This is a genomic window from Micromonospora sp. DT227, assembly GCF_049841835.1.
Taxonomy (GTDB): domain Bacteria; phylum Actinomycetota; class Actinomycetes; order Mycobacteriales; family Micromonosporaceae; genus Micromonospora.
This window is the reverse complement of the sequence record NZ_JBNCLA010000003.1, coordinates 431,330-453,675: the sequence shown is the minus strand read 5'-3', so window position 1 is coordinate 453,675 and position 22,346 is coordinate 431,330. Positions and strand designations below refer to the sequence as shown.

The 22,346-nt window shown below is 74.0% G+C and carries 24 protein-coding genes; 16 read left to right on the top strand and 8 right to left on the bottom strand.

Annotated elements, in window-relative coordinates:
- Positions 1-130: 130 nt before the first annotated feature.
- The 12 genes from ACLQ2W_RS14290 to ACLQ2W_RS14235 all read left to right on the top strand — a co-directional run bounded on the left by ACLQ2W_RS14290 (position 131) and on the right by ACLQ2W_RS14235 (position 12,671).
- Positions 131-634: a hypothetical protein gene (locus ACLQ2W_RS14290; protein WP_425786810.1), complete on the top strand. Its 504-nt coding sequence runs from the start codon at positions 131-133 to the stop codon at positions 632-634.
- Positions 631-1,320 (top strand): hypothetical protein, encoded by a 690-nt coding sequence (locus ACLQ2W_RS14285; protein ID WP_425786809.1) that lies wholly within the window; start codon positions 631-633, stop codon positions 1,318-1,320. The genes ACLQ2W_RS14290 and ACLQ2W_RS14285 overlap by 4 nt, the downstream gene beginning before the upstream one ends.
- Positions 1,321-1,384: 64 nt before the next feature.
- A complete protein-coding gene (locus ACLQ2W_RS14280; protein ID WP_405089948.1) occupies positions 1,385-1,756 on the top strand; it encodes a hypothetical protein in 372 nt (123 codons plus the stop codon).
- Between the two features lie 2 nt (positions 1,757-1,758).
- The gene (locus ACLQ2W_RS14275; RefSeq protein WP_425786808.1) at positions 1,759-2,505 is read left to right on the top strand and encodes a hypothetical protein; all 747 of its coding nucleotides are present in this window, start codon (positions 1,759-1,761) and stop codon (positions 2,503-2,505) included.
- On the top strand, positions 2,498-3,850 hold the full coding sequence (locus tag ACLQ2W_RS14270; protein ID WP_425786807.1) for a hypothetical protein: 1,353 nt from the start codon (positions 2,498-2,500) through the stop codon (positions 3,848-3,850). Before ACLQ2W_RS14275 ends, ACLQ2W_RS14270 begins: the two co-directional genes overlap by 8 nt.
- A 20-nt stretch (positions 3,851-3,870) precedes the next feature.
- Positions 3,871-5,370 (top strand): SCO6880 family protein, encoded by a 1,500-nt coding sequence (locus ACLQ2W_RS14265; RefSeq protein ID WP_405089945.1) that lies wholly within the window; start codon positions 3,871-3,873, stop codon positions 5,368-5,370.
- Positions 5,367-7,130, top strand: coding sequence for an ATP/GTP-binding protein (locus tag ACLQ2W_RS14260; RefSeq protein ID WP_425786806.1), 1,764 nt, complete (start codon positions 5,367-5,369; stop codon positions 7,128-7,130). Before ACLQ2W_RS14265 ends, ACLQ2W_RS14260 begins: the two co-directional genes overlap by 4 nt.
- The gene (locus tag ACLQ2W_RS14255) at positions 7,127-8,869 is read left to right on the top strand and encodes a type IV secretory system conjugative DNA transfer family protein (RefSeq protein WP_425786805.1); all 1,743 of its coding nucleotides are present in this window, start codon (positions 7,127-7,129) and stop codon (positions 8,867-8,869) included. Before ACLQ2W_RS14260 ends, ACLQ2W_RS14255 begins: the two co-directional genes overlap by 4 nt.
- A gap of 6 nt (positions 8,870-8,875) precedes the next feature.
- A complete protein-coding gene (locus ACLQ2W_RS14250; protein ID WP_425786804.1) occupies positions 8,876-10,309 on the top strand; it encodes a glycoside hydrolase family 19 protein in 1,434 nt (477 codons plus the stop codon).
- A 116-nt stretch (positions 10,310-10,425) separates the two neighbouring features.
- The gene (locus ACLQ2W_RS14245) at positions 10,426-11,304 is read left to right on the top strand and encodes an ABC transporter ATP-binding protein (RefSeq protein WP_425786803.1); all 879 of its coding nucleotides are present in this window, start codon (positions 10,426-10,428) and stop codon (positions 11,302-11,304) included.
- Positions 11,301-12,362 carry an ABC transporter permease subunit gene (locus ACLQ2W_RS14240; RefSeq protein ID WP_425786802.1) on the top strand — a complete coding sequence of 354 codons (1,062 nt, stop codon included), beginning with the start codon at positions 11,301-11,303 and terminating at the stop codon, positions 12,360-12,362. Before ACLQ2W_RS14245 ends, ACLQ2W_RS14240 begins: the two co-directional genes overlap by 4 nt.
- A 180-nt stretch (positions 12,363-12,542) precedes the next feature.
- The gene (locus tag ACLQ2W_RS14235; protein WP_405089939.1) at positions 12,543-12,671 is read left to right on the top strand and encodes a hypothetical protein; all 129 of its coding nucleotides are present in this window, start codon (positions 12,543-12,545) and stop codon (positions 12,669-12,671) included.
- 16 nt (positions 12,672-12,687) lie between these two features.
- Here ACLQ2W_RS14235 and ACLQ2W_RS14230 read toward each other — a convergent pair whose 3' ends face one another.
- Positions 12,688-12,882 (bottom strand): DUF397 domain-containing protein, encoded by a 195-nt coding sequence (locus tag ACLQ2W_RS14230; RefSeq protein ID WP_425786969.1) that lies wholly within the window; start codon positions 12,880-12,882, stop codon positions 12,688-12,690.
- Positions 12,883-12,884: 2 nt separating this feature from the next.
- Positions 12,885-13,388, bottom strand: coding sequence for a DUF5753 domain-containing protein (locus tag ACLQ2W_RS14225; protein ID WP_425786968.1), 504 nt, complete (start codon positions 13,386-13,388; stop codon positions 12,885-12,887).
- Here ACLQ2W_RS14225 and ACLQ2W_RS14220 point away from each other — a divergent pair.
- Positions 13,340-13,801 (top strand): hypothetical protein, encoded by a 462-nt coding sequence (locus tag ACLQ2W_RS14220; RefSeq protein ID WP_425786801.1) that lies wholly within the window; start codon positions 13,340-13,342, stop codon positions 13,799-13,801. The two genes, ACLQ2W_RS14225 and ACLQ2W_RS14220, sit on opposite strands and share 49 nt — an antisense overlap.
- A gap of 5 nt (positions 13,802-13,806) precedes the next feature.
- On the opposite strand, the gene ACLQ2W_RS14215 is transcribed toward ACLQ2W_RS14220, so the two are convergent.
- Together ACLQ2W_RS14215 and ACLQ2W_RS14210 are read right to left on the bottom strand one after the other, a co-directional pair.
- Entirely contained in the window at positions 13,807-14,463 is a 657-nt protein-coding gene (locus ACLQ2W_RS14215; protein WP_405089938.1) for a response regulator, read from the bottom strand.
- Complete coding sequence (locus tag ACLQ2W_RS14210) at positions 14,460-15,626, bottom strand: sensor histidine kinase (protein WP_425786800.1); 1,167 nt, start codon at positions 15,624-15,626, stop codon at positions 14,460-14,462. The genes ACLQ2W_RS14215 and ACLQ2W_RS14210 overlap by 4 nt, the downstream gene beginning before the upstream one ends.
- Positions 15,627-15,725: 99 nt before the next feature.
- Here ACLQ2W_RS14210 and ACLQ2W_RS14205 point away from each other — a divergent pair, with 99 nt between their 5' ends.
- Positions 15,726-16,703: an aldo/keto reductase gene (locus tag ACLQ2W_RS14205; RefSeq protein WP_425786799.1), complete on the top strand. Its 978-nt coding sequence runs from the start codon at positions 15,726-15,728 to the stop codon at positions 16,701-16,703.
- A gap of 120 nt (positions 16,704-16,823) precedes the next feature.
- On the opposite strand, the gene ACLQ2W_RS14200 is transcribed toward ACLQ2W_RS14205, so the two are convergent.
- Positions 16,824-18,188: an extracellular catalytic domain type 1 short-chain-length polyhydroxyalkanoate depolymerase gene (locus ACLQ2W_RS14200; RefSeq protein ID WP_425786798.1), complete on the bottom strand. Its 1,365-nt coding sequence runs from the start codon at positions 18,186-18,188 to the stop codon at positions 16,824-16,826.
- A 186-nt stretch (positions 18,189-18,374) separates the two neighbouring features.
- Here ACLQ2W_RS14200 and ACLQ2W_RS14195 point away from each other — a divergent pair, with 186 nt between their 5' ends.
- Entirely contained in the window at positions 18,375-19,352 is a 978-nt protein-coding gene (locus ACLQ2W_RS14195; RefSeq protein ID WP_425786797.1) for a PaaX family transcriptional regulator C-terminal domain-containing protein, read from the top strand.
- Positions 19,353-19,382: 30 nt separating this feature from the next.
- Here the strand turns inward: ACLQ2W_RS14195 and ACLQ2W_RS14190 are convergent, their stop codons facing one another.
- Positions 19,383-20,123 (bottom strand): TetR/AcrR family transcriptional regulator, encoded by a 741-nt coding sequence (locus tag ACLQ2W_RS14190; protein WP_425786796.1) that lies wholly within the window; start codon positions 20,121-20,123, stop codon positions 19,383-19,385.
- An 85-nt stretch (positions 20,124-20,208) separates the two neighbouring features.
- Here ACLQ2W_RS14190 and ACLQ2W_RS14185 point away from each other — a divergent pair, with 85 nt between their 5' ends.
- Positions 20,209-21,078 (top strand): NmrA family NAD(P)-binding protein, encoded by an 870-nt coding sequence (locus ACLQ2W_RS14185; RefSeq protein WP_425786795.1) that lies wholly within the window; start codon positions 20,209-20,211, stop codon positions 21,076-21,078.
- A gap of 39 nt (positions 21,079-21,117) precedes the next feature.
- Here ACLQ2W_RS14185 and ACLQ2W_RS14180 read toward each other — a convergent pair whose 3' ends face one another.
- Both ACLQ2W_RS14180 and ACLQ2W_RS14175 read right to left on the bottom strand, forming a co-directional pair.
- On the bottom strand, positions 21,118-21,573 hold the full coding sequence (locus tag ACLQ2W_RS14180; protein WP_405089931.1) for an SRPBCC family protein: 456 nt from the start codon (positions 21,571-21,573) through the stop codon (positions 21,118-21,120).
- A 3-nt stretch (positions 21,574-21,576) separates the two neighbouring features.
- Positions 21,577-21,987, bottom strand: coding sequence for an ArsR/SmtB family transcription factor (locus tag ACLQ2W_RS14175; protein WP_425786794.1), 411 nt, complete (start codon positions 21,985-21,987; stop codon positions 21,577-21,579).
- Between the last annotated feature and the right edge of the window lie 359 nt (positions 21,988-22,346).

Here is a 22,346-nt window from a genome sequence, read left to right as displayed (position 1 = left end):
CCCGACCGGTGGGGCCGGGCCGGGGACGGGCTCCGGAAAAAACCTGGGATCCGTGCTGAACCGGGTGGGCGGTCGCGTCGTAGTGCGGCCGGCAGACGCGACGCGAGCAACGAGGGAGGCGAGACGGACGATGAGCCAGCCGGTGATGCTGCGGCGACCAGCCGAGCGCGACGAGCGTCCGGCCCGACACCGCGACGTCCTCTCCGACCAGGGCATCGGCTGGATCGGCGCGCACGGCGGGGCCGGCGCCAGCACCCTCACCCGGCTGTTCGGCGGCACCGACGTCGGGTGCCGGTGGCCGGACCCGGCGATCGGCGAACCGGCCCGGGTCGCGGTGGTCGGCCGGACCGGCCTGGACGGTCTGCGGGCGGTCTCCCGCGCGTTGAACGCGATGCGGGAGGGCCGGCATCCGGCCGGGATGTGGCTGGTGGGGGTGGTGCTGATCGCCGACGCCCCGGGCCGGCTGCCGGCGCCGCTGCTCGGCCGGATCCGGCTGCTGCGCGCGATCGCCCCGGTGCACCGGGTGCCGTGGATCCCGTCGTACCGGGTGGGGGTGGAGCCGAAGCAGTTGCCCCGCCAACTGGCCCGGCTGGCCGCCCTGGCGGAGGCCCGGCCGGGACGGGGGACGCGGTGACCCGGCCGATGCGGTCCGGGCCGGTCCTGGTCGCCCTGGTCCTGGCGCTGCTCACCCTCGCCCCGCCGACGGCGGCGGTGGCCGCGGGCAGCTACACGGTGACCGTCGACGGCGGCGGCGCCGCGTTCCTCTACAAGATCTGCCTGAAGACCACCACCACGGTGAACACCTACCCGGCCGGGCACGGCGACCGGGTCTGCTCGGGCAAGAAGGGCTCGACCGACGGCTCGTTCGACCTGACCGCCGAGTACACCGACGGGGACACGGTCTGGATGGACGTCGAGATGCTCGTGGACCTGAGCGGCCACTCGCGGACCAAGGACAACGTGGAGATCACCGGATCCCACTCGTGCACGCTCAAGGGCGCCCTGTACGCGGGCAAGTTCACGTGCGAGAACGCGATCAACAAGAAGAGCTTCAGCACCCCGTCGATCGCACCGTACGAGGTGGACGTCGACGACGCCCAAGCGCCGGTCGTGCAGCTGCTCACGCTGATGGCGTGGTGTGTGAGCGCCGCCGCCGTGGTCGGCCTGCTGCTGACCGGCATGACGTTGGCGTCGCAGTTGCGGCGCGGCGCGCTGGAGGAGCGGACCGAGTACACCAAGCAGATCGCGTTCGTGATGGCGGCGTGCCTGCTCGCGACCACCGCCGGACCGATCGTCGAAGCGCTCGGGTTCAGCCAGTGACCACCCGACCCGACCGGCCGCCGGCCGGCTGACCGACCCCTCCCTGACATCGAAGGAGCACCCCATGGCCCTCTCCGACATCTACTACAGCGGGCTGGTGCGGATCCCGGTCGGGTTCCGCTTCCGTCTCGAGCCCGACCCCGAGTCGTCCGGCGGCGGGGTGCCACAGCCGTCCACCGGCGGCAACTCGGTGCCCGGGCAGCTCGCCACGAAGGTCGAGCAGGCGCTCGGCCTGGTCGCCTGGGCGGGCACCGCCGCCGGCGTCCTCGGCGTGCTGATCACCGGCGCGGTGATGGCCATCTCGCACAAGCGGGGCGAGAGTTCGGAGCACATGAGCCGGCTGGGCATGGTGCTGGGCGGCTGCATCCTGGTCGCCACCGCGGGCCCGATCGTGAGCTGGGTCTTCGGCACCGGCGGTCAGGGCGAGGGGAACTGACCGTGCGCTCACGACACGCGTCCGAGCCGGTGGAGGGCGGGCCGTTCTGGCGGCAACGCCGGTGGCAGGTGTCGGCGGCCTTCGTCGTGCTGGCCCTCTGCGCCGGCGTCGGCGCGGCGGTCTACGGCGGCGGGGACGACGCCACCCGGGCCGCTCCCGCGACCGGGCCGGTGATCGGCGGTCTCGGGCCGGACGGGTCGCGACCGCAGGGCTGCCGCACCGCGGACACCGCGCAGCAGATCCCGGTCGAGGCGCCGGACGACGTCACCTGGCGGCCGGTCAACGGGGCGCAGACGCCGTTCTCCGCCTCGGCCGGGCCGCTGCGCACCACCGGGCCGCTGCGCTGGTGCTTCGCGCACACCCCGATGGGGGCGGTGCTGGCGGTGCACACGATCTCCCGCCAGATGAGCGGTCCGGACTGGCGTACGGTCAGCCGGCAGCAGCTCGTGCCCGGGCTCGGGCGGGACTACTTCGACGCCATGCGCGAGTCGCTGGAGGAGGGCGGCCCGCCGCAGACCACCAACCGGCTGGCCGGGTTCCTGGTGGTGCGGTACACGCCCCGCACGGCGGTGGTCCGGGTGCTGGTCCGGCAGGCGACCGCGCGGTACTTCTCGGTCGACTACACGGCGGACTGGAACGACGTCGACTGGCGGCTGCGCCCGTTGACCTCCGGCGGCCTGTACGGGCCGGTCACCGCGGTCGTGTCGCTGACCGGCTTCGTGCTGTGGCGGGGGGTCGGCGATGGCTGAGTGCGCGACCGGCGACGCCGTCTACATCGGGGAGATCGGGCAGGTCGTCGGCTTCTTCGAGCGCGGGATCGACGGCATCCTCAGTGACATCGCGGGCGCCATCCTGGGCGCGGCGGTGGAGTTGTTCGCCAACCTCGGCGACGTGCCGACGCTCGGCGACGAGACGATCAACAACCAGATCCATCTGCAGACCAACTGGCTCGTGGTGTCCATCGCGGTGGCGTCGTTGCTGGCCGCGGCGTTCCGGATGGCGTTGCTGCGCCGGGGGCAGGCGCTCTGGACGGCACTGCTGGGCCTGGTCCGGATGGTGCTCACGGTGGGCGCCGCGTGGACCGTGCTCAACCTGCTCGCCACCGAGGCCGACCGCTACAGCGACCACCTCTACGACCAGGGCATCAAGGCGCAGCTCAAACTGATCGCCAACTGCGGGACCGACGGGCTGACCGCGTTCCTGCTGATCATCATCGGGTTGCTGCTGCTGGTCGCCGGCTGCATCCACGTGATCCTGATGTATCTGCGGCTCGGCGCGATGGTGCTGCTCACCGGCACGCTGCCGCTGGCCGCCGCCGCGTCGATGACCGAGTCGGGCGGCGGGTGGTGGCGCAAGCACATCGCCTGGATGGTGGCCTGGCTGGCGTTCAAACCGGTGGTCGGTCTGATCATGTACTCCGGGGCCGCCATGATCGGCTCGGTCGACGGCGACGCCAAGCACTACAAGCTGGCCGGGGCCGCCATCCTGCTGATGGCCGCGGTCGCGCTGCCCGCGCTGATGCGGCTGGTCGTACCGGCCATGGCGGCACTGGGTTCGGGCGACGGCGTGGGCGCCGGCGTCGGCGCCGGCGCGGCGGCGGCGGGCGCCGTGGCGAGCGGGGCCAGGCGGATCGCCGGCGGCGGTCACGGCGGCGGCGCGGCCCGGGCGCCGGGCGGTGGCGGTGGCGGCTCACCCTCCGGCGCGGCCCGGGGCGGCGGCGGGTCGGGGTCCGGCGGGGCGTCGAAGGCCGGCGGGGCGTCCAGGGCCGGCGGGGCCGCGACGTCCGGCGGCGGGTCCGCCGGCAGCGGTGGCGGGTCAGGCAGCGGCGGTGGCGGTTCGGCGTCCGGCGGGCGGCCCGCGTCCGGCGGCGGCGCCCCGGCGCCCGAGAACGCGGCGCCGTCCGGCGGCGGTTCGTCCGGTGGCGGCGGACGCGGCGTCGCGTCGACGGCCGGGCGGGTCGTCGGCGGCGCGGTCGTCGGCGCGGTCGGCGCCGCCGCCTGGACCGCACAGAAGAGCGCCGGCGCCCTCGCCGGCACCCACCGGCACGCCGCCGGCATCGCCGGGGGAGCGCTGCCGCAATCCGACCGACAGTAGGCCGGCCCAGGAGGACGAGCATGAGCACGGCAACCGAACAGATCAAGACACCGACGTACGGCAACTGGCGCCGTCCCCGCAAGGCCGGCCTGGGCTCGCTGGGCCTGATCGGGACCTTCGGCCTCTTCGGCGGTCTCGTGGTGGTCCTGATCGCGTCCATGATCTCGCTGGACGCGGCCCTGGTGGTGGGGCTCCCGTTCGCGCTGGTGCTGGCGCCGTTGGCGATCCGCACCCAGGACGGCCGCAACGTCTTCCAGATGGCCGGCGTCCGGGTCGGGTGGATGCGCCGCCGGTCGAAGCGGCAGCACCTCTACGTCTCCGGACCGCTGTCCACCCGGCCCGGTGGCCGGTTCCGCCCGCCCGGGCTGCTGAGCCGGGTGACCATGCTGGAGGGACGCGACCCGTACGACCGGCCGTTCGGCGTGCTGCACCACCGCAACCGGCACCAGTACACGATCGTGCTGAGCTGCGAGCCGGACGGCGGGTCGCTCGTCGACCCGGACCAGGTCGACACGTGGGTGGCGCTGTGGGGGGAGTGGCTGTCCCGGCTGGCGCACGAGCCAGGGCTGCGCGGCGCGTCGGTGGTGGTGGAGACCGCCCCCGACCCGGGCACCCGGCTCGCCACCGAGGTGCTGGGCCGGCTCTCCCCGAACGCGCCGCCCGCCGCCCGGGCGGTGATGGAGGAGGTGGTCCGCTCCTACCCGGACGCGTCCTCGGAGATGAACACCTACCTGACGCTCACCTACTCGGCGCCGGGCGGCGGCCGGCGCGACGACGACGCCATGCTCGCCGACCTGGCGCTGCGGTTGCAGGGGGTGCTCAACGGGCTGGTGGCCGCCGGCGGGGGCTCGGCGGAGCCGCTGTCGGCGGAACGGATCGCCGAGGTCGTCCGCGTCGCGTACGACCCGGCCGCCGCGGCCGAGGTGCTCGACGTACGCGCCCAGCACGGCGGCACCGGCCTGGAGTGGGACGACGCCGGGCCGGCCGCCACGGTCGAGACGGTCACCGCGTACCAGCACGACTCCGGGGTGTCCCGGAGCTGGCTGCTGACCATGGCGCCGCGCGGCGTGGTGCGCTCCGGGATCCTGCGCAGCCTGCTCGACCCGGCCGCCGGCATCCGCCGCAAGCGGGTGGCCCTGGTCTACCGCCCGATCGACCCGGCGACCTCCGCCCGGATCGTCGAGTCCGACCGCCGGTCCGCCCAGTTCATGGCGAACTCGACCAAGGGCCTGGTCCGCGCCCGGGCGGTCGCGGAGATCCAGGCGGCCGAGCAGACCGCGGCGGAGGAGGCCTCGGGCGCCGGCCTGGTGGAGTTCTCGATGCTGGTGACGTTGACCGTCGACTCGGTCGCCGAGGTGCGCGACGCGAACGTGACCATGCGGAACCTGCTCGGCGCGACCCGGATCGCGATGCGACCGGCGGACCGGTTGCAGGCCGCGGCGTTCACCTGCGCGCTTCCGGTCGGCATCCTGCCCTGGGAGCAGTCGATCGTCCCGCAGGACCTTCAGGAGGCGTTGTGACGGCCGGGGTGGGCGCGGACGGCGCGCGGGTGCTGGATCTCGGCGCGGGCTGGCCACGGGGGACGTCCGGGCCGGTCACCGCGATGTCCGGCCTGGTGGTGCCGCCGGTCGAGGCGCAGGACCGGGAGCCCGACGAGACCGGCGAGCAGACTCCGCGGGCGCTGCGGCGGGCGCGCCGGCGGCGGGCCGCGGAGGAGGCGGCCGAGCACCGGTACCGGCAGCGGCTGGCCCGGATGGACCGGGTCGACGCGGTGCCGCACCGCGGTTCGCCCGAGCTGGGTGGCGGCCGGGTGGCCACGTTGGACCCGCCGGCCATGTGGCGGGCCACCACGGTGCAGGCGTGCGGGCTCTGGCCGTTCGCCTCCGGCTCGGGCGCGCCGATGACCGGCGTCCCGCTCGGCCAGCACATCAGCACCGGCGCCACGGTCTGCGGGGACCCGCTCAACTGGTTCACCCGGGCGCGGTACATCTCCAACCCGTCGCTGTTCATGCTCGGCATGCCGGGTCTGGGCAAGTCGACGCTGATCAACCGGATGCTGATCGGCCTGGCCGGGCAGGGCGTCGTCCCGCTGGTGCTCGGCGACCTCAAGCCCGACTACGCGGACACCGTCCGCGCGCTCGGTGGGCAGGTCATCTCCATCGCCCGGGGCGTCGGCGGGCTCAACGTGCTCGACCCGGGCGCGATGGGCGCGGCGGCGGCGCGGATCGGCGGGCAGGCCGGCGAGGCGCTGTCCGCCGAGTCCCACGGCCGGGTGCTGAACATGGTGGCCGCCCTGCTGACCATCGTGCGGGGCGCGCCGATCAGCGACCACGAGCAGTCGGTGCTCTCGGCCTGCCTGCGACATCTGCGCGAGCGCACCGCGCCGGGCCGGACGTACCGGCTGCCGGACCTGCTCGCGGTGCTGGAGGCCGGGCCGCCGCAGGTCCGGCAGGTCACGCTGGACCGGGGGCAGGAGTCCCGGTACCGGGACGCGGTGGACCCGCTGCACCGGTCGCTGCTCGGCATCGTGGACGGCCCGCTCGGTGACACGTTCGCGTCGGAGACGGCGACCCGGATCGACCCGGACGCCACCGCGGTCTGCATCGACATCTCCCGCATCGGCGAGGCGGACGGGCAGTTGACCGCCGCCGCGATGCTCGCCGCCTGGTCGGACGGCCTGGGCACGGTGTCCGCGTCGCATGCCCTCGCCGACGCGGGTCTGGCGCCCCGGCGCTGGTTCTTCACCGTCCTGGACGAGCTGTGGCGCCCGCTGCGGGCGGCCTCCGGCATCGTCGACCGGATCGACGCGCTCACCCGGCTGAACCGCTCGCTCGGTCTGGCCGACGCGAAGATCACCCACACGTTGAAGGACGCCGAGGCGCTGGGCAGCGAGGCGGACAAGGCCAAGGCGCGCGGGTTCGTCGAGCGGGCCGGCATGGTCGCCTGCGCCGGCCTGCCGAGGGCGGAGATGGAGGAGCTGGCCCGCGTGGTCGGGCTGTCCCGGCGCGAGATCGAGCTGGTCTCGTCCTGGTCCTCGCCGGCCGGCTGGGCCCAGGACGGCGGCAACGAGGAACCGCCCGGCCGGGGCCGCTTCCTGATCAAGGTCGGTGGGAGGCCCGGCATCCCGATCCGGGTCGCGATCACCGACGCCGAGCGGCACCTGCACGACACGAACACGCGGTGGATCGCCAACGGCGACGCGGAGCGGATGCGCGCCGAGCGGGACGCGGTGGTGCGGGCCGTCACGGCCGGCTCCCGGCCCGACCTGGAGCACCGGTGAAGCGCGGCGGCGGGGACCACCTGGCCTGGCTGGTCCCCGTGCTCGCGTTGATCAACCTAACCGCCTTCGCCCTGCTCTGGCTCGGTGGCACGCTCGCCGCCGCGGTGGGCGGCTACGGCTGGCGCCCGCCGCCGTTCCGCCTCGACGTCTACCTGAGCCTGCTCGGCGGCGACGCCGGGGCGGTGTGGCCGGGCGTGCCGTCGGCCCTGGTGTACGGCGGCGCGGCCGGGCTGGTCCCGTTCGCCGCCGTCCCGGTGTTCGCGGCCACCCGCGCCGTGGTCCGTCGACTGGGTCGGCCGGCGAACCTCGCCGGTGCGGCCGACCTGCGGACCATGACGGGCCGGGCGGCCGAGGCGCGGGCCCGCGAACTGCGCCCGTCGCTGCGGGACGTGCCCCGACTGCGCCCCGACGACACCGGCAACCTGCTCGGCGACCTGCTGCCGTCGGGCCCCGAGCTGCGGTCCTCCTACGAGGACGTGGAACTCGACCTGATGGCGCCGCGTTCCGGGAAGTCCACCGGGATCGCCATCCCACGGGTGCTGCGCGCGCCCGGCGCGGTGCTGCTCACGTCCAACAAGTCGGACGTCTACCTGGTCACCCGGCAGGAGCGGGCCCGGATCGGCCGGGTGTGGACGTTCGACCCGCAGGGCATCGCGTACACCGAGCGGGCGATGTGGTGGGACATGCTCGGCGGCTGCCACAACCCGGAGGGCGCGCGGCGGCTCGCCGGTCACTTCGTCAGCTCGGTCAACGACGACGCGTCGAAGCGGGACTTCTGGACCGCCGCGGCGCAGAACACGCTGACCGCGCTCCTCCTGGCCGCCGCGCGTGGCGGCGTGCCGGTCGTCGAGATGCTGGCCTGGCTCGCCGACCCGGCCGACCGTAGTCCCATCGACCTGCTCCGCGACGCCGGGCTGACCGCCATGGCCGACCAACTCCAGGGCACCGTACGCGGGGCGGTGGAGACCCGCGACGGCATCTACGAGACGGCCCGACAGTGCGTGGCCTGCCTGCTCGACCCGGAGATCCTGGCCTGGGTCAGCCCGGACCCGGACCGCCCGGAGTTCGTCCCGGCGGAGCACGTGCTCGGCCGGGACACGCTCTACCTGCTGTCCAAGGACGGCGGCGGGTCCGCCGCCGGGGTGATCGCCGGGCTGGCGGACGCCGTGGTCCGGGCCGGTGTGGTGGCCGCCGAACGGATGGGCGGCCGGTTGGACCCGCCGATGACCGCCGTGCTGGACGAGGCGGCGAACGTGTGCCGCATCGCCGACCTGCCCGACCTCTACAGCCATCTCGGCTCCCGCGGCGTCAGCGTGGTGACGCTGTTGCAGAGCTACCGGCAGGGGGTGCGGGTCTGGGGCGAGGCGGGGATGGACGCGTTGTGGAGCGCCGCCACGGTCAAGCTGCTGGGCGCCGGGCTGGACGACGCCGACTTCGTGGACAAGGTCGCCCGCCTCGTCGGCCAGCACGACGTGCGTACCCCGACCTACTCCCGGTCCCGCGACGGCGGCAGCCGGTCGGTGTCGTACCGGCAGGAGCAGGTGCTGCCGGCGGACCGGATCCGGGCGCTGCCGAAGGGCACCGCGCTGCTGCTGGCGACCGGCGTGCGGCCGGCGGTGATCCGGTTGCGTCCCTGGTACAAGGAGCCGGACGCGGCGCCGATCGCGGCGGCGGCGGCGGCCGAGGCGCGGGCGGTCACCGAGCGGGCGTCGGCGGCCTGGCACCAGCGGGCCGGGTGACGGCCGGTGTCGAAGTTGGCGGCGGCGCGGGCGGCGCAGCAGACGGCGACGGGCCGGTTGGGCGCCACCCAGCTCACCTGGCTGCTCCTCTCGATGGTCGGCATGTTCCCGCTGGCGGCGATGGCGGCGCTGGCCCTGATCGTTCTGGTGATCATCATCCTGCTCAGCGGGTCGCAGCTGACCTCGTACTCGCCGGATCCGGAGAGCACGCTCGGCCCCGGCGCCGGGGGCAGCGTCCTCACCCAGTTGGCCGGGGGCGACGGTCGCGGCCGGTTCGACTCCTCGGGTGTGCCCGACGCCGACCTGGTCGCGCCGATCGAGGCGGCGGCCCGGGAGTGCGACCTGCTCACCCCCGTGATCCTCGCCGCCCAGATCGAGTACGCGTCGGACTTCGACGCGGACAAGGAGGGCCAGGAGGGCCGCAAGGGCCTGTCCCAGTTGACGCCCGAGGTCTTCGCGCAGTACGGCGAGGACGACGACGACAGTGGCGAGGCGTCGGCGCTGGACCCGGAGGACTCCATCCACGCCCACGCCCGGTGGTTCTGCCACCTGGCCGAGGAGACCCAGCGGATGCTCGACGACAAGAAGGTGGTCGGTGACCATCTCACGCTGACACTGATGGCCTGGGACCAGGGCACGGCGGCGGTCGAGGCCCAGGGCGGCATGCCGGTCATCCTGCTGGACAGCTACCCGTTCCGGGTGCGCGGCCTGTTCGCCGGCTACACGGTCGGCGGGACGGACACGTCCACCGCCTCACCGACCCCGTCGGTGCCCCCGCGGGCCGGATCGAACAAGCGGGTGGTGCCGGAGGGCGACGGCACGGTGCTGACCGGGTCGACGTTCGACGCCATGTTCCCCGGCCGCAACGCCTTCTACACGTACGCCGGGCTCACCGACGCGATGGCGACGTTCCCCGCGTTCGCCACCACCGGCGACGAGCGGACCCGCAAGCGGGAACTGGCCGCGTTCCTGGCCAACGTCGACCACGAGACCGAGGGCCTGGTCCACGTCGACGAGATCGACCGGGCGGCGTGGGGCACCTACTGCGACGGCTCCCGGCCCTACGGGTGCCCGGCCGGCCGGACCGCCTACCACGGGCGCGGCCCGCTGCAACTGAGCTGGAACTACAACTACCAGGCGGCCGGCGACGCGCTCGGGGTCGACCTGCTCGGCAACCCGGACCTGGTCGCGAGCGACCCGGCGGTGGCGTGGCGGACCGCGCTCTGGTTCTGGATGACCCAGTCCGGCGCGGGCACCACCACGCCGCACGCGGCGATCACCGGCGGCGCCGGGTTCGGCGGGACGGTCCGCAGCATCAACGGGGCGCTGGAGTGCGGCGGCGGCAACCCCGGGCAGGTGCGGGACCGGGTCGACGCGTACCGCCGGTTCACCGAGGTGCTGGGCGTCGACCCGGGCGACGAGGGGACACTGTCGTGCTGACCGGCTGACAGGCCCGCCGCCCCGGCTCGGAAACCGGCCGAAAGGACGACGGCCCGGGGCGGTCGGCCCTTCTCCGGACCGATGCCGGCGACGGCCCCGATCCGCAGGATCGGGGCATGTCACTTTCCGAACTCGCCGTCCACGCCCGGGGCCTGACGAAACGGTACGGTCGTCGGCCCGCGCTCGTCGACTGCGACCTCGACGTCCCCCGGGGCCGGGTGGTCGGGCTGGTCGGCCCGAACGGCGCCGGCAAGTCCACGCTGCTGAATCTCGCCTGCGGGTTGACCACACCGACCGCGGGCACGCTCCGGGTGCTCGGCTCGCCGCCCGCGGCGAACGCCGCGCACCTGGCCCGGGTCGGTTTCGTCGCCCAGGACACCCCGGTGTACGCCGCCCTCTCGGTCGCCGACCACCTGCGGATGGGCGCGAAGCTGAACCCGACCTGGGATCCGGCGCTGGCGGCGCGGCGGATCGCCCGGGTGGGACTCGACCCGGGTCAGCGGGCGGGCCGGCTCTCCGGCGGCCAGCGGGCGCAGTTGGCGCTCACCGTCGCCGTGGCCAAGCGTCCCGATCTGCTGATCCTCGACGAGCCGGCCGCCGCGCTGGACCCGCTGGCCCGCGACGGTTTCCTGCGCGACCTGATGGAGGTGGTCACCGAACTGGGCGCCACCGCCATCCTCTCCTCCCATCTGCTCGGCGACGTGGCCCGGGCCTGCGACCACCTCGTCGTCCTCGGTGGGTCCCGGGTGCAGGTCGCCGGCGACGTGGCCGACCTGCTGACCCGGCACCACCGGCTGGTCGGCCCGCGCGATGAGCGGGACCGGCTGCCGGCCGGGGTGGAGGCGGTCGCGACCCGGCACACCGGGGCGCACATCGACGCCGTCGTGCGGGTCGACGGCCCGCCGCCGTGCGGGCCGTGGCGCGTGACGCCGGTCGGGCTGGAGGACCTGGTGCTGAGCTATCTGACCCGGGCGGCGGGGGAGGGGGACCGATGAGCTGGCTCACCTGGCGGCAGTTCCGCGTGCCGGCCCTGGTCGGCGTGGCCGCGCTGGCGCTGTTCACCGCGTACGTCGTGCACCTCGGCCTGGACGTCCGGGACGCCGAGGACGCCTACCGGGCCCAGTGCGCCGGCCGGTCCGACTGCCCCCGGCTGGCCCAGCTCGCGGTCGACTACGAGAACACCTCGCTCTATCTGGCGGCGCTGCTCGCGCCGGTGCCCGGCCTGCTCGGCATGTTCTGGGGCGCGCCGCTGGTGGCCCGGGAGCTGGAGGCCGGCACCCAACGACTGGTCTGGAACCAGAGCGTGACCCGCCGTCGCTGGCTCGCGGTCAAGCTGACCGTGGTCGGGCTGGCCGCCATGGCCGTGACCGGTGTCGCCGCCGCGCTGGTGACCTGGGCGATGAGCCCGGTCGACCGGTTCGCGGACAACCGCTTCAGCACCGTCCTGTTCGGTGCCCGCAACCTCGCCCCGGTGGCGTACGCGGTGTTCGCCGTCGTCCTCGGGGTCCTGATCGGGCTGGTGGTGCGCCGCACCGTGCCGGCCATGGCGGTGACCGCGCTGGTCTTCGTGGTGGTCCAGTTCCTGGTGCCGAACCTGGTCCGGCCACACCTGCTGCCGGCCGAGCACGTCACGCTGCCGATGACCGCCTCGGCCATCAACCAGGCACGCGGCCTGGGCGGCATCACCGGGGCGCCGGTGGTGAAGGGGCTGACCCTGCCGGACGCCTGGATCACCGACGTCAGCGAGCTGCGTACCCGCGATGGCACGGCGCTGGACCGGGCGATCTTCGACAGGTGTTTCACCGACCCGCCGAGGACCGACCCGCCGAGGACCGACCCGCCGAGGACCGACCCGCCGAGGACCGGCGCGGCGGAGGGGCCGTTCGGCGACACCGCGACCTGCCTGGCCGACCACGACCTGCACGTGGACGTCGCCTACCAGCCGGTCGGTCGGTACTGGTCGGTCCAGTGGCTGGAGTCGGGCTGCTACCTGGTGCTCGCCGGCCTGCTGGCGGCGGTCGCGTTCCGGCGGGTCCAGCGCCGTCCGAGCTGACGCGTCTGGTCGAAGTCCGGTGAGGGCAAGTGGTCCCGGCACGCTACAAACTTGATGGCGAGGATGGGTCAGGCGGGTGGGCCCGGCGATCGTCGGGCTTCCGTGTTCGTCGCGCGTGTTGCGGGTGACTCGTTGACGCCATCACGTTCGTAGCCTGTAGTGGGTGTTGACGCCCGGAAGGTGGCAAGGCCTACCTCTGGCGCCACCTCGATGCGCCTCGCGGCGAAGCTGGGGTCCACCGAGCGGGAACGGTTCCACGCCTGGGACGCCGAGCAGTGGCTCGGCGAGCGGGTGACGCCCCCGGACTGAGCCCGTCGCGGGTGGGTCAGGCGGTGGGACCGAGCCGCTTGGCCAGGTCCACGAACGACTGCCAGGACGCGGCGGCGACGTGCAGGGTGCCGCCGTCGCGGTCCTTGGTGTCGCGGACCAGCACGACGCCCGGCAGGTTGTCGGCGACCTCCACGCAGGAACCGCCGTTGCCGCCGGACCGGGTCGCCTTCCGCCACGCAGGGGTGGTCAGTTCTATCCCTTCGCCACTTCCTTGATCAGCTTGAGGGACTGGCGGCGGGGGAGCGCTTCGTTGCGCACCATCTCCCACGTCCGGGCGAGCCTAGCAACGTCGGCCGGCGCGTCGACGATCTGCGCGGTGAGCTGGTTGTCGGCGTGGATCACTCGGGAGCCGTCGGGCAGTTCGGCGATGATGAACTGCCCGGCCAGACCCAGGTACATCCCGGCGTCGACCGGCACCACGTGAATTTGGACGTGCTCCAGCACGGCCAGCTCCACCAGCCGGTCGAACTGCTCCGCCATCAGGCCCGGCGCGTCGAGCACCGGCCGGCGGAGCACCGCCTCGTCGACGACGGCGATGAGCTGCGGCGGTCGCGGCCCGGTCAGGATCGCCTGCCGCTCCACGCGGCCCGCCACGATGCGGTCGCACTCTCCGGCCGGGCAGGTAGGCCAGCTCGAACCAGCGTAACGTGGTCGCCTCCCGCTCCACCTCGATCCACTCGCGCAGCCACGCCGGATCGGCGTCGAGCGACGCCAGCGCGCGCAGCATCCGCTCGAACCGCCCGCCGGTCGCGAACCGCTCGTCGACCGCCCTCATGTACTCCCGGGTCGGTGCGCGTCCGCCGGTCTCCACCGAGCCCGACCGCCCGCACGGCTACGGCGCGGCCGTACCGCACACGCCGGTGCGCCCGACGTGGGCGTGCCGGGCCGACGGTGAGCCGTGGCCCTGCCCGCACGCCCGGCTCGCGCTCAAGGCCGAGTACGACCGCAACCTCGCCGCGATGACCATCTACCTGGCCGGGCTGCTCTACGAGGCGATGCGCGACTTCTACCACCTCAACCCGCACGACGGTCCGAGCCCGCAGCAGATGTACCAGCGCTTCCTCGGCTGGAGCCCGTTCCGCCGGCCGCTCGTCGAGCCGCCGGCATGAGCCGGTCAGGCGCCTTCGACCACCCGGTTCTCCCAGGCCCAGGCCGCGATCTCCACCCGGTTGCGGGCGCCCAGCTTGGTCTGGATGCCGGAGAGGTGGCTCTTCACGGTGCTCAACGAGATGAACAGCTCGGCCGCGATCTCCCGGTTGGTCCGCCCGCGTGCGATCGCCCGGACCACCTCGACCTCCCGCGCGGAGAGCCGGGGCAGCGCCCGGCCGGACGCCGGCCGGGTCGCCGCCGCGACGTGCTTGAGCAGCCGCAGCGTCACCGACGGGGACACCAGCGCGTCGCCGTTGTGCGCGGCCCGGACCGCCTCGACCAGCAGCGCCGGCCCGGCGTCCTTGAGCAGGAAACCGACCGCGCCGTTGCGCAGCGCGCCGTAGACGTACTCGTCCAGATCGAACGTGGTCACCACGATGACCCGCAGCGGGTTCGGCGTCCCCGGGCCGGCCAGCGCCCGGGTCACCTCGATCCCGTCGAGGCGGGGCATCCGGATGTCGACCAGGCAGACGTCCGGGCGCAGCCGGCGGGCTTCGGCGACCGCCCCGACGCCGTCGGACGCCTCGCCCACCACGGTGATGTCCGGCTGGTCCTCCAGGATGAGCCGCAGCCCGCCCCGGATCATCGCCTGGTCGTCGGCGACCAGCACCCGGATGCTCATCGTGGAGTCCGAGCCGGGAGGGGGAGCGTGGCCCGGACGGCCCAGCCCCGACCGTCGCGGGGGCCGGCGGTCAGCGTGCCGCCCAGTGTCCGGACGCGCTCGCGCATGCCGACCAGACCGTAGCCGCCACGGTGGCCGACCCGCGCGGGCGCCGGCGGCGCGTCATCCACCACCTCGACGGACACCCCTTCGGAGCACCTGTCGACGGTGACGGTCACCGACCCGGCGTGTGGGGCGTGCCGGGACACGTTGGTCAGGGACTCCTGCACGATCCGGTGGACCGTGGTGGTCACCTCCGGCGGCCAGGCGAGGTCACCGGTGGGTGGCCACCCGTGGTCACCGGCGGGCAGCCGGAGCCGCACCGGCGGGCCGAGCCGGTCGAACCGGGCCACCAGGTCGGTGAGCTGTTCCGGGTCGGGCGGGGCGGGAGCCGCGTCATCGGTGTCCCGGAGCAGCCCGACCACCCGGCGCATGGCGGCCAGCGCGTCGGCGCCGGACAGCTCGATCCCGGCCAGCATCGCCGGCACCTCCGCCGGCCGCTTCGCGGCGACCAGTTGCGCGGCCTGGGCCTGCACGACGATGCCGGTGACGTGGTGGGCGACCACGTCGTGCAGCTCACGGGCCAGCGCGAGCCGCTCGTCCCGGCGTACCCGCTCGGTGGTGGCCCGGCCGCGGGCGTCGGTGAGGCGCAGCGCGACGCCGACCGCGACGGCGGCCAGCCAGCACAGCACGGCGAACACCGTCACCGCGGAGAAGCCGTGCCGGTTGTCCAGCGACGTGAGCAGGCTGCCGACGATCACCAGCAGACCGGTGCCGCCGACGGCGGTGGCGGTCCGCACCGGCCGGGCCCGGATCACGGAGCCGACCAGCACGGCCAGCGCCAGCCCGGTGATCGGGCCGGGCTCCTGCGGCAGGCCCGCGACGTGGGCGACCACGACGGCGACGGCCGCCACGCCGAGCCCGGCCGCCGCCGTGCGGACCGGGTCCCGGCGGCGGCGCAGGGCCAGCAGACAGACGGTCGCGCCGACCGTCCCGTCGAGCACGGCGTACCGGGGACCCCAACTGTCCGCGAGCATGACGGCGGTGAACGCCAGGCCGAGGAGGAACACCACGGCGAGGCCCAGGTCGCACAGCAGGCCGGCCGGTCGACGCGTGTCGCTCATGGCACCAGGCTAGGAAGTCCCGGCCCACGCCGAACCGGTCGAAAGTACGGTCCCGGTGCTCGCCGCGCCGATGATCGGTTCCTGTGCTATCCACGAGTCATGGCCGACGAGCAGCACGTTTCCCCGGCGAGCGCCGACATCCGCGACCACCGACTGATCTACGGCTGCATGGGGCTGGGCGGCGGGTGGGACGCCGAGCCGTACGGCGCGCCGGAGATCGCGGCGGCCGAGGCGGCGGTCGAGGCCGCCCTGGAGATCGGCGTCACCGCCTTCGACCACGCGGACATCTACCGCAACGGCAAGTCGGAGGCGGTCTTCGGCGAGGTGCTGGCCCGCGCGCCGGAGCTGCGCCGCCGGGTGCTGATCCAGACGAAGTGCGGTATCCGCCTGCCCGGCGACGAGGGGCCGGGCCGGTACGACCTGCGCGCCGCCCACATCGAGCGCAGCGTCGAGCGGAGCCTGACCCGGCTGCGGACCGACGTGATCGATGTCCTGCTGCTGCACCGGCCGGACCCGCTGGCCGACCCGGACGAGGTGGCCGGCGCGTTGACCTCGCTGTACCGGCAGGGGCTGGTGCGGCAGTTCGGTGTGTCGAACATGGCGGCCCCGCAGATCGCCCACCTCCAGGCCGCCCTCGACGTGCCGCTCGTCGCCAACCAGTTGGAGATCAGCCTGGGTCGGCGCGACTGGGTCGAGGCCGGCGTGCTGGTGAACACCGCGGAGTCCACCGGGACCGGCTTTCCGCTCGGCACCCTGGAGCACTGCCGGGCGCACCGGATCGGCCTCCAGGCGTGGGGCGCGCTGGCCCGCGGGCGTTTCACCGGCGCCGCCCGGACGCCGGCCGACCGGGAGGCGACCGAGCGGGTCGCCGCCCTGGCCGAGGAGAAGGGCACCACGCCGGAGGCGATCGTGCTGTGGTGGATCCAGCGGCACCCGGCGCGGGTGGCGCCGGTGATCGGCACCGTCCGCCCCGACCGCATCCGGGCCTGTCGGGACGCCGCCCGCCGTGACCCGGAGCTGACCCGCGAGGAGTGGTACGACCTCTGGATCATCGCACGCGGCGCCCCCCTGCCCTGACCCGCCGCCCGCGCTCCTCCCGCCCCCCGCGCGTCGCCCGCTTTCACGGAAAGCGTGGCCACTCGGGCTCGAATGGCCACGCTTTCCGTGAAACAGCGCGCAACCCGGGGGCGACCCCGGTCAGGCGAGCGTGCAGGAGGCGCCGTTGAGGGTGAACGACGTCGGCTTTCCGGTGTTGCCGGTGTGGGTGGCCTGGAACCCGATGGTGGTCGACCCGTTGGCCGGGATGGTGGCGTTGTAGGCGACGTTCCGGGCCGTCACCTGGCCGGTGGCGGGGGAGTAGGACGCGTTCCAGCCGGAGGTTATCGCCTGCCCACCGGGCAGCGTGAACGCCAGGGACCAGCCGGTCACGGCGGTGCCGCCGGTGTTGGTGATGGTGATGTTCTCGGTCAGCCCGGAGTTCCAGGCGTTGACGTCGACGCCGACGCGGCAGGCGCCGACGCCCGGCGGCGGCGTGGTCGGGCCGGGAGGCGGCGTGGTCGGGCCCGTGGTCGGCGACGTCGTCGGGCTGGGCGACGTGGTCGGGCTGGGCGACGTGGTCGGGCTCGGCGTGCTGGTCAGGCCGAAGAACGCGATCGCGGCCGCGGCCATGCCGGCGCCCGGCAGCGTGTGCCCGGCGCCCTGGATGCTGTACGCCTCCACCTGGACCGTGCCGGTGGTGTCGGCGTAGCGGCGCCGGTTCCAGTTGGCCTGCGGCGTGTCGGTCGAGGTGGGCGTCTGGCTGAGCCCGAACACGTTGGTCCACTGCTCGATCGACTCCTGCAACAGCGAGTACGGCACGAGCGTGTCAGCGGTGCCGTGCCAGAGCTGCACCCGGGGGCGCGGGCCGGTGTAGCCGGGGTACGCCTGGCGGACCGCGTCGCCCCACTGCTGCGGGGTCCGGTTCATGGTGCCGCCGGTGCACTGGCTGGAGCCGGGCGGGTAGTCCGCCGCGCCCGCGAAGCAGTTGTACGGCACGCCCATGAACGCCGCGCCGGCCTTGAAGACGTCGGGGTAGAGCGCCAGCATGTGGTTGGTCATCATGCCGCCGGACGAACTGCCGGTGGCGTAGACCCGGTCCGGGTCGGCGCCGTACTGCTGCTGCACCCAGCGGATCATCGAGATGATCGACACCGGGTCGCTGCCGCCGCCGCGGCGCTTGGCGGCGTCGGACCAGGTGTCGAAGCAGTTGCCGAAGCCGGCCTGCTGGGTCGCGGTCGGGTAGATCACGATGTACCCGTACCGGTCGGCCAGGGAGGCGAACTCGCTGCTCGAGTAGAACCCGGGGCCGGATCCGCCGCAGCCGTGCATGGCCACCACGGTCGCCGGCCGGGTCGGGCGGGCGTCCGGGACGTAGACGTGCATGCGCATCCGCCCCGGGTTGTCGCCGAAGCTGGTCACCTCGGTCAGCGACGCCGCGTACGCGGGCTGGATCGTGGGGACCACCAGTCCGGCCGCCGCCAGCGTCGTGGCCACGGCGAGCAGCACTCTCGTTCTGATTCTCACGGAGACTCCTTCGATCACCTGTGCACGTTGAGGTCGTGGGTGGTGCGCCCTGCCCGGCTCCGCATCGGGTAGCAGATAGTGTTCCCGCCGGTCCGAGAAGTGTCAATCGATGTGCGGCGATGCATGTGTCCGAAGGATCTCCGTCTACAGTCGAGTTCCCTGCCCGACCCAGCGTCCGGAGTGCCCGTGGCCAGCGCGTTCGACATCGAGGAGATCTATCCCGACGACGGGGAAACCTCGGTACGCCTGCCCCGGCGTCAGATCGGGCCCTCGCCGCAGGGCGTCGCGGTGACGCTGCTGGCGGACTACACGCTGCGGACCCGCGCCGCGCTCCCGTCCGCCGCCATCGTGGCGTTGCTCGCCGAGGCCGGGGTGAGCAGCGCCGGCGCCCGGACCGCGATCAGCCGGCTGGCCCGCCGGGGCGTGCTGGAACGCAGCCGGCAAGGCCGGCACAGCTCCTACCGGCTCAGCCCCACCGTGGCAGCCGAACTCTCCGCCGGCGGGAACTGGATCCTCACCTCCACCGCGGGCGCCACGCCGTGGGACGGGTGCTGGACGATCGTCGCGTTCTCGCTGCCGCAGGACCGCAGCGCCCAGCGTCGCGCCCTGCGCGGCCAGCTCCGCTGGCTCGGCTACGCGCCGCTGTACGACGGGCTGTGGATCTCGCCGGACGAGCTGACCCCGCCGGCCCGGTCCCGGCTCGCCCAGCTCACGCTCGGCGCGGTCACGGTCTTCCGGGCCCGGCAGGCCGAGCTGGCCGCGTCCGGTCAGCGGGCCCCCATCGAGGCCTGGGACGTCGACGCGATCGGCCGAGAGTACGAGGAGTTCCTGCGCCGGTGGAGCCCACTGGCGTCCGCGGCGGGCCCGATCGACGGCGCGGCGGCGGTGCGGGCCCGCACGGAGGTGATGGAGACGTACCGTCGCTTTCCCACGCTCGACCCGCGGCTACCGCGGGAGCTCCTGCCCGCCGGCTGGCCCCGGCAGGCGGCCCGGGACCTGTTCGCGGCGGTCTACGACGGCCTCGCCGGCCCGGCCGAGCGGCACGTCCGGGCGGTCGTGGCGCGGCACGCCGGCGGCGCGCCGCCGCCCGACGTCCGGGCACACACCACCGCCGACATGCTCGCCGGAGTGCGCGCGGACGGCTGCGGCCCGCCGCCGGGCTGACGAGCGAGCCGGTACGCGGCCGGCCGCGCGTTATCTCCCGGTCACCTCGGCCGCGGCGGGTGACCGCGCGACGCGGTCGAGCCACTCCACCAGCAGGTGACGCTCGGCGTCGCTGAGCATCGGCAGCTGCGGGGCGAGAGCCCGCATGGCGACGGCCGTCGCGCGCGGCCCGTCCGACGTCGCGGCCGGGGCGTCGGTGAGGATGCGGGCCAGGACGGCGTCGATCATCGCGTCGGCCAGTGCGGGATCCCGTCGCTGCGGCGGGGTCGCCAGCAGCGTCTGGACGGTTCCGACGCCCGCGGCGTGGATGAGGTCGACCGCGTGCGGCTCGGGAACCCGGAGTCGGCCGGCCGCCGCCACCCGGTGGACGCGCGTCTCCAGGATCTGTCTGCCCAGACGCGCGGCCGGTGAGCCGGACGCGCGTTCCGGGTCGTTCAGCAGCCGGAACACGGCCGGGTTGCCGAGCCCGAACTCGATCTGTCGGCGCCAACTCGCCCGCAGGTCGTCGAGCGGGTCGACGTCCGCCGCCGTGGCCGCCGCCACGGCGGCGGCCTTGTCCGCGACGAACGTGGCCAGCACCTGCTCGGCGACCGCCTCCAGCAGGCCGTCCTTGTCGCCGAACAGGCGGTAGATGGTCGGGGCCTGGACACCGGCCCGCTCCGCGACGCCCCGGGTCGTCACGGCGCCGGGGCCGCTCCGGTGCAACAGCCACGCGGCGGCGTCGACGATCGCTGCCCGGGTGTCCTCCCGGCTCTTGACCCCGTCACTCATGAATCAACGATAACACTCGCTTGCTATCGGCGGTCACGGGCGATACGGTCGGCGTGTTGCCACTGATAACGCGAAAGGCGAATCAATGATTATCGTGACCGGGGCGACCGGGGCCCTCAACGGCGCAACCGTCGACCACCTGCTCGACCGGCTGCCCGCGAGCGAGATCGTGGTCGCCGTGCGCGACACCGCGAAGGCGGAGCGCTTCGCGCGGCGGGGCGTCGAGGTCCGGCGCGGCGACTACGCCGACCCCGCCTCCCTGCCGGCGGCGTTCGCCGGTGCCGACCAGTTGCTGCTCGTCTCCTCCAACGACGAGGTGTCGGACGTGACCGGCCTGCACCGCGCGGCGGTCGACGCCGCGCTCGCCGCCGGGGTGAAACGGATCCTCTACACCAGCCACCAGGCTGCCGCGCCGGACAACCCGTTCACCCCCGGCCGGAGCCACTTCGCCACCGAGCAGATCCTGGCCGCCTCCGGGATTTCCTGGACCTCGCTGCGCAACGGGTTCTACGCCCACAGCCTCCCGTGGTTCGCCGGCCCGTGGCGCGAGACCGGAGTGATCGCCGTGCCGGGCGACGGACCGGTGTCCTGGACCGCCCGCGAGGACGCCGCCGAGGCAGCCGCCGTGATCCTCACCTCCGAGGGCGCGTACGACGGCCCGACGACCCTGACCGCGCCCGCGGCGCCGACCTTCGCCGAGATCGCCGAGATGGCGTCCGAGCTGGCGGGGCGGACCATCCGGTGCCAACCGACGGACGAAGCGGACTGGATCGCCGCGCAGGTCGCGGCCGGGGTGCCGGAGCGGCGGACGCGTTTCCTGCTGGGCTTCCACCAGGCCGCGCGGGACGGCTTCTTCGCCGGGGTCGACCCGCTGCTCGGCGAACTCCTCGGTCGTCGGCCGCGCGACGCGCGCGACGCCCTGCGGGCGGCGGCCGGAGCCGGTTCCGCATCCTGACCGCGGTCGCGCTCCGGTGCCCCGTCTCCGGTACGCGGGTCAGCCGCGCGACTGCTCCCGGGCCAGGTACGCCTCGATGCGGGCGAACGCGCCGGTCCACGCCTCCCCGGCGAAGAAGTCGCGCAGCTCCGGCGTGGGGAAGCCGGACTGCACCACGGTCATCAGGGTGCCGCCGTCCTTCTCCTCGAAGGTGACCTCGATGCGGGTGGTCATGGTGGCGCCGTCGGGGCTGCTCCCGGTGGACTCGGTGACCAGCCGGCGCGGCCGGTCGATCTCCAGGAACGTCTGTGTCTCGCGGAACAGCGCGTCCGAGGAGGCGCCCCACACCGCGGTCTGCCGGCCGCCGACCCGGAGGTCCACGTCGATCTCGACGATGCCTGGTTCGGTGTCCAGGATGCCGAACCAGATCTTCTGCTTCTCGGCGTCGGTGTAGGCGTCGAAGACCTCCTCCGGTGAGGCGGGGAGTTGCCGGGTCACGGTCAGGTCGAGCGTCATGTGTCACGGTCCTTCGGGTCGTGTCGGGCTGGTGGGGTCGGTTCGGGCCGACGGGTCGGCTCGGGTGGAGCCGGCTGGTCGGGCCGGCTGGCCGGGTCGAAGTGTGAGGTAGGCGTCGAGGCCGTCCAGTCGACGTGCCCAGAGCCGTTGGTAGAAGGCGAGCCAGGCCATCGCGTCGTCGAGCGGGGCGTCGGCGAGCCGGCACTGCCGGGACCGGCCGACCTTTCGGGTCACCACGAGCCCGGCGCTCTCCAGCGCCTGGACGTGCTTCTTCATGCCGGTCAGGCTCATCCCGGTCGGCGCGGTGAGTTCGCTGATGGTGGCCGGACCGGTGCCGAGCCGGATGAGGATGTCGCGCCGCGTGGGGTCGGCCAGGCTGGCGAACACCCGATTGAGAGTCTCTTGCTGAACCACAAGGTTCACCTTAGAACACTGAACCACAAGGTTCAACATGCACCGGGGGTGAGGCGTCCCCCCGCACCCCGCTGTTTCACGGAAAGTGGGCTCATCGGCGCTCGAATGGCCACTCTTTCCGTGAAACAGCGGGGTGCGGGTGTCGGGGTTGAGGGCGGTCGGCGGGTCCGGAAAGCCTCCGAAAGTTTCGGGTTTCGGGCTTCGGGGGGTCGCGCTGGGTCATGGGCGGCGTCGTTCGAGGCGGGCTGTCGAAGCGCTTCAAAGTGGTGCTGAGCAGGTGGTGTGTGGTTCCGGTGGGGCGTCGGGCGCCGCCATCGGTTTCCATGATGTTTCCGGAAGTTGTTGACACTGTGAAGGGC

Coding starts and splice junctions, on each gene's coding strand:
- ACLQ2W_RS14290 (WP_425786810.1), top strand. CDS start 131: ATGAGCCAGCCGGTGATGCTGCGGCGACCAGCCGAGCGCGACGAGCGT.
- ACLQ2W_RS14280 (WP_405089948.1), top strand. CDS start 1,385: ATGGCCCTCTCCGACATCTACTACAGCGGGCTGGTGCGGATCCCGGTC.
- ACLQ2W_RS14270 (WP_425786807.1), top strand. CDS start 2,498: ATGGCTGAGTGCGCGACCGGCGACGCCGTCTACATCGGGGAGATCGGG.
- ACLQ2W_RS14265 (WP_405089945.1), top strand. CDS start 3,871: ATGAGCACGGCAACCGAACAGATCAAGACACCGACGTACGGCAACTGG.
- ACLQ2W_RS14245 (WP_425786803.1), top strand. CDS start 10,426: ATGTCACTTTCCGAACTCGCCGTCCACGCCCGGGGCCTGACGAAACGG.
- ACLQ2W_RS14240 (WP_425786802.1), top strand. CDS start 11,301: ATGAGCTGGCTCACCTGGCGGCAGTTCCGCGTGCCGGCCCTGGTCGGC.
- ACLQ2W_RS14215 (WP_405089938.1), bottom strand. CDS start 14,463: ATGAGCATCCGGGTGCTGGTCGCCGACGACCAGGCGATGATCCGGGGC.
- ACLQ2W_RS14210 (WP_425786800.1), bottom strand. CDS start 15,626: ATGAGCGACACGCGTCGACCGGCCGGCCTGCTGTGCGACCTGGGCCTC.
- ACLQ2W_RS14205 (WP_425786799.1), top strand. CDS start 15,726: ATGGCCGACGAGCAGCACGTTTCCCCGGCGAGCGCCGACATCCGCGAC.
- ACLQ2W_RS14190 (WP_425786796.1), bottom strand. CDS start 20,123: ATGAGTGACGGGGTCAAGAGCCGGGAGGACACCCGGGCAGCGATCGTC.
- ACLQ2W_RS14185 (WP_425786795.1), top strand. CDS start 20,209: ATGATTATCGTGACCGGGGCGACCGGGGCCCTCAACGGCGCAACCGTC.
- ACLQ2W_RS14180 (WP_405089931.1), bottom strand. CDS start 21,573: ATGACGCTCGACCTGACCGTGACCCGGCAACTCCCCGCCTCACCGGAG.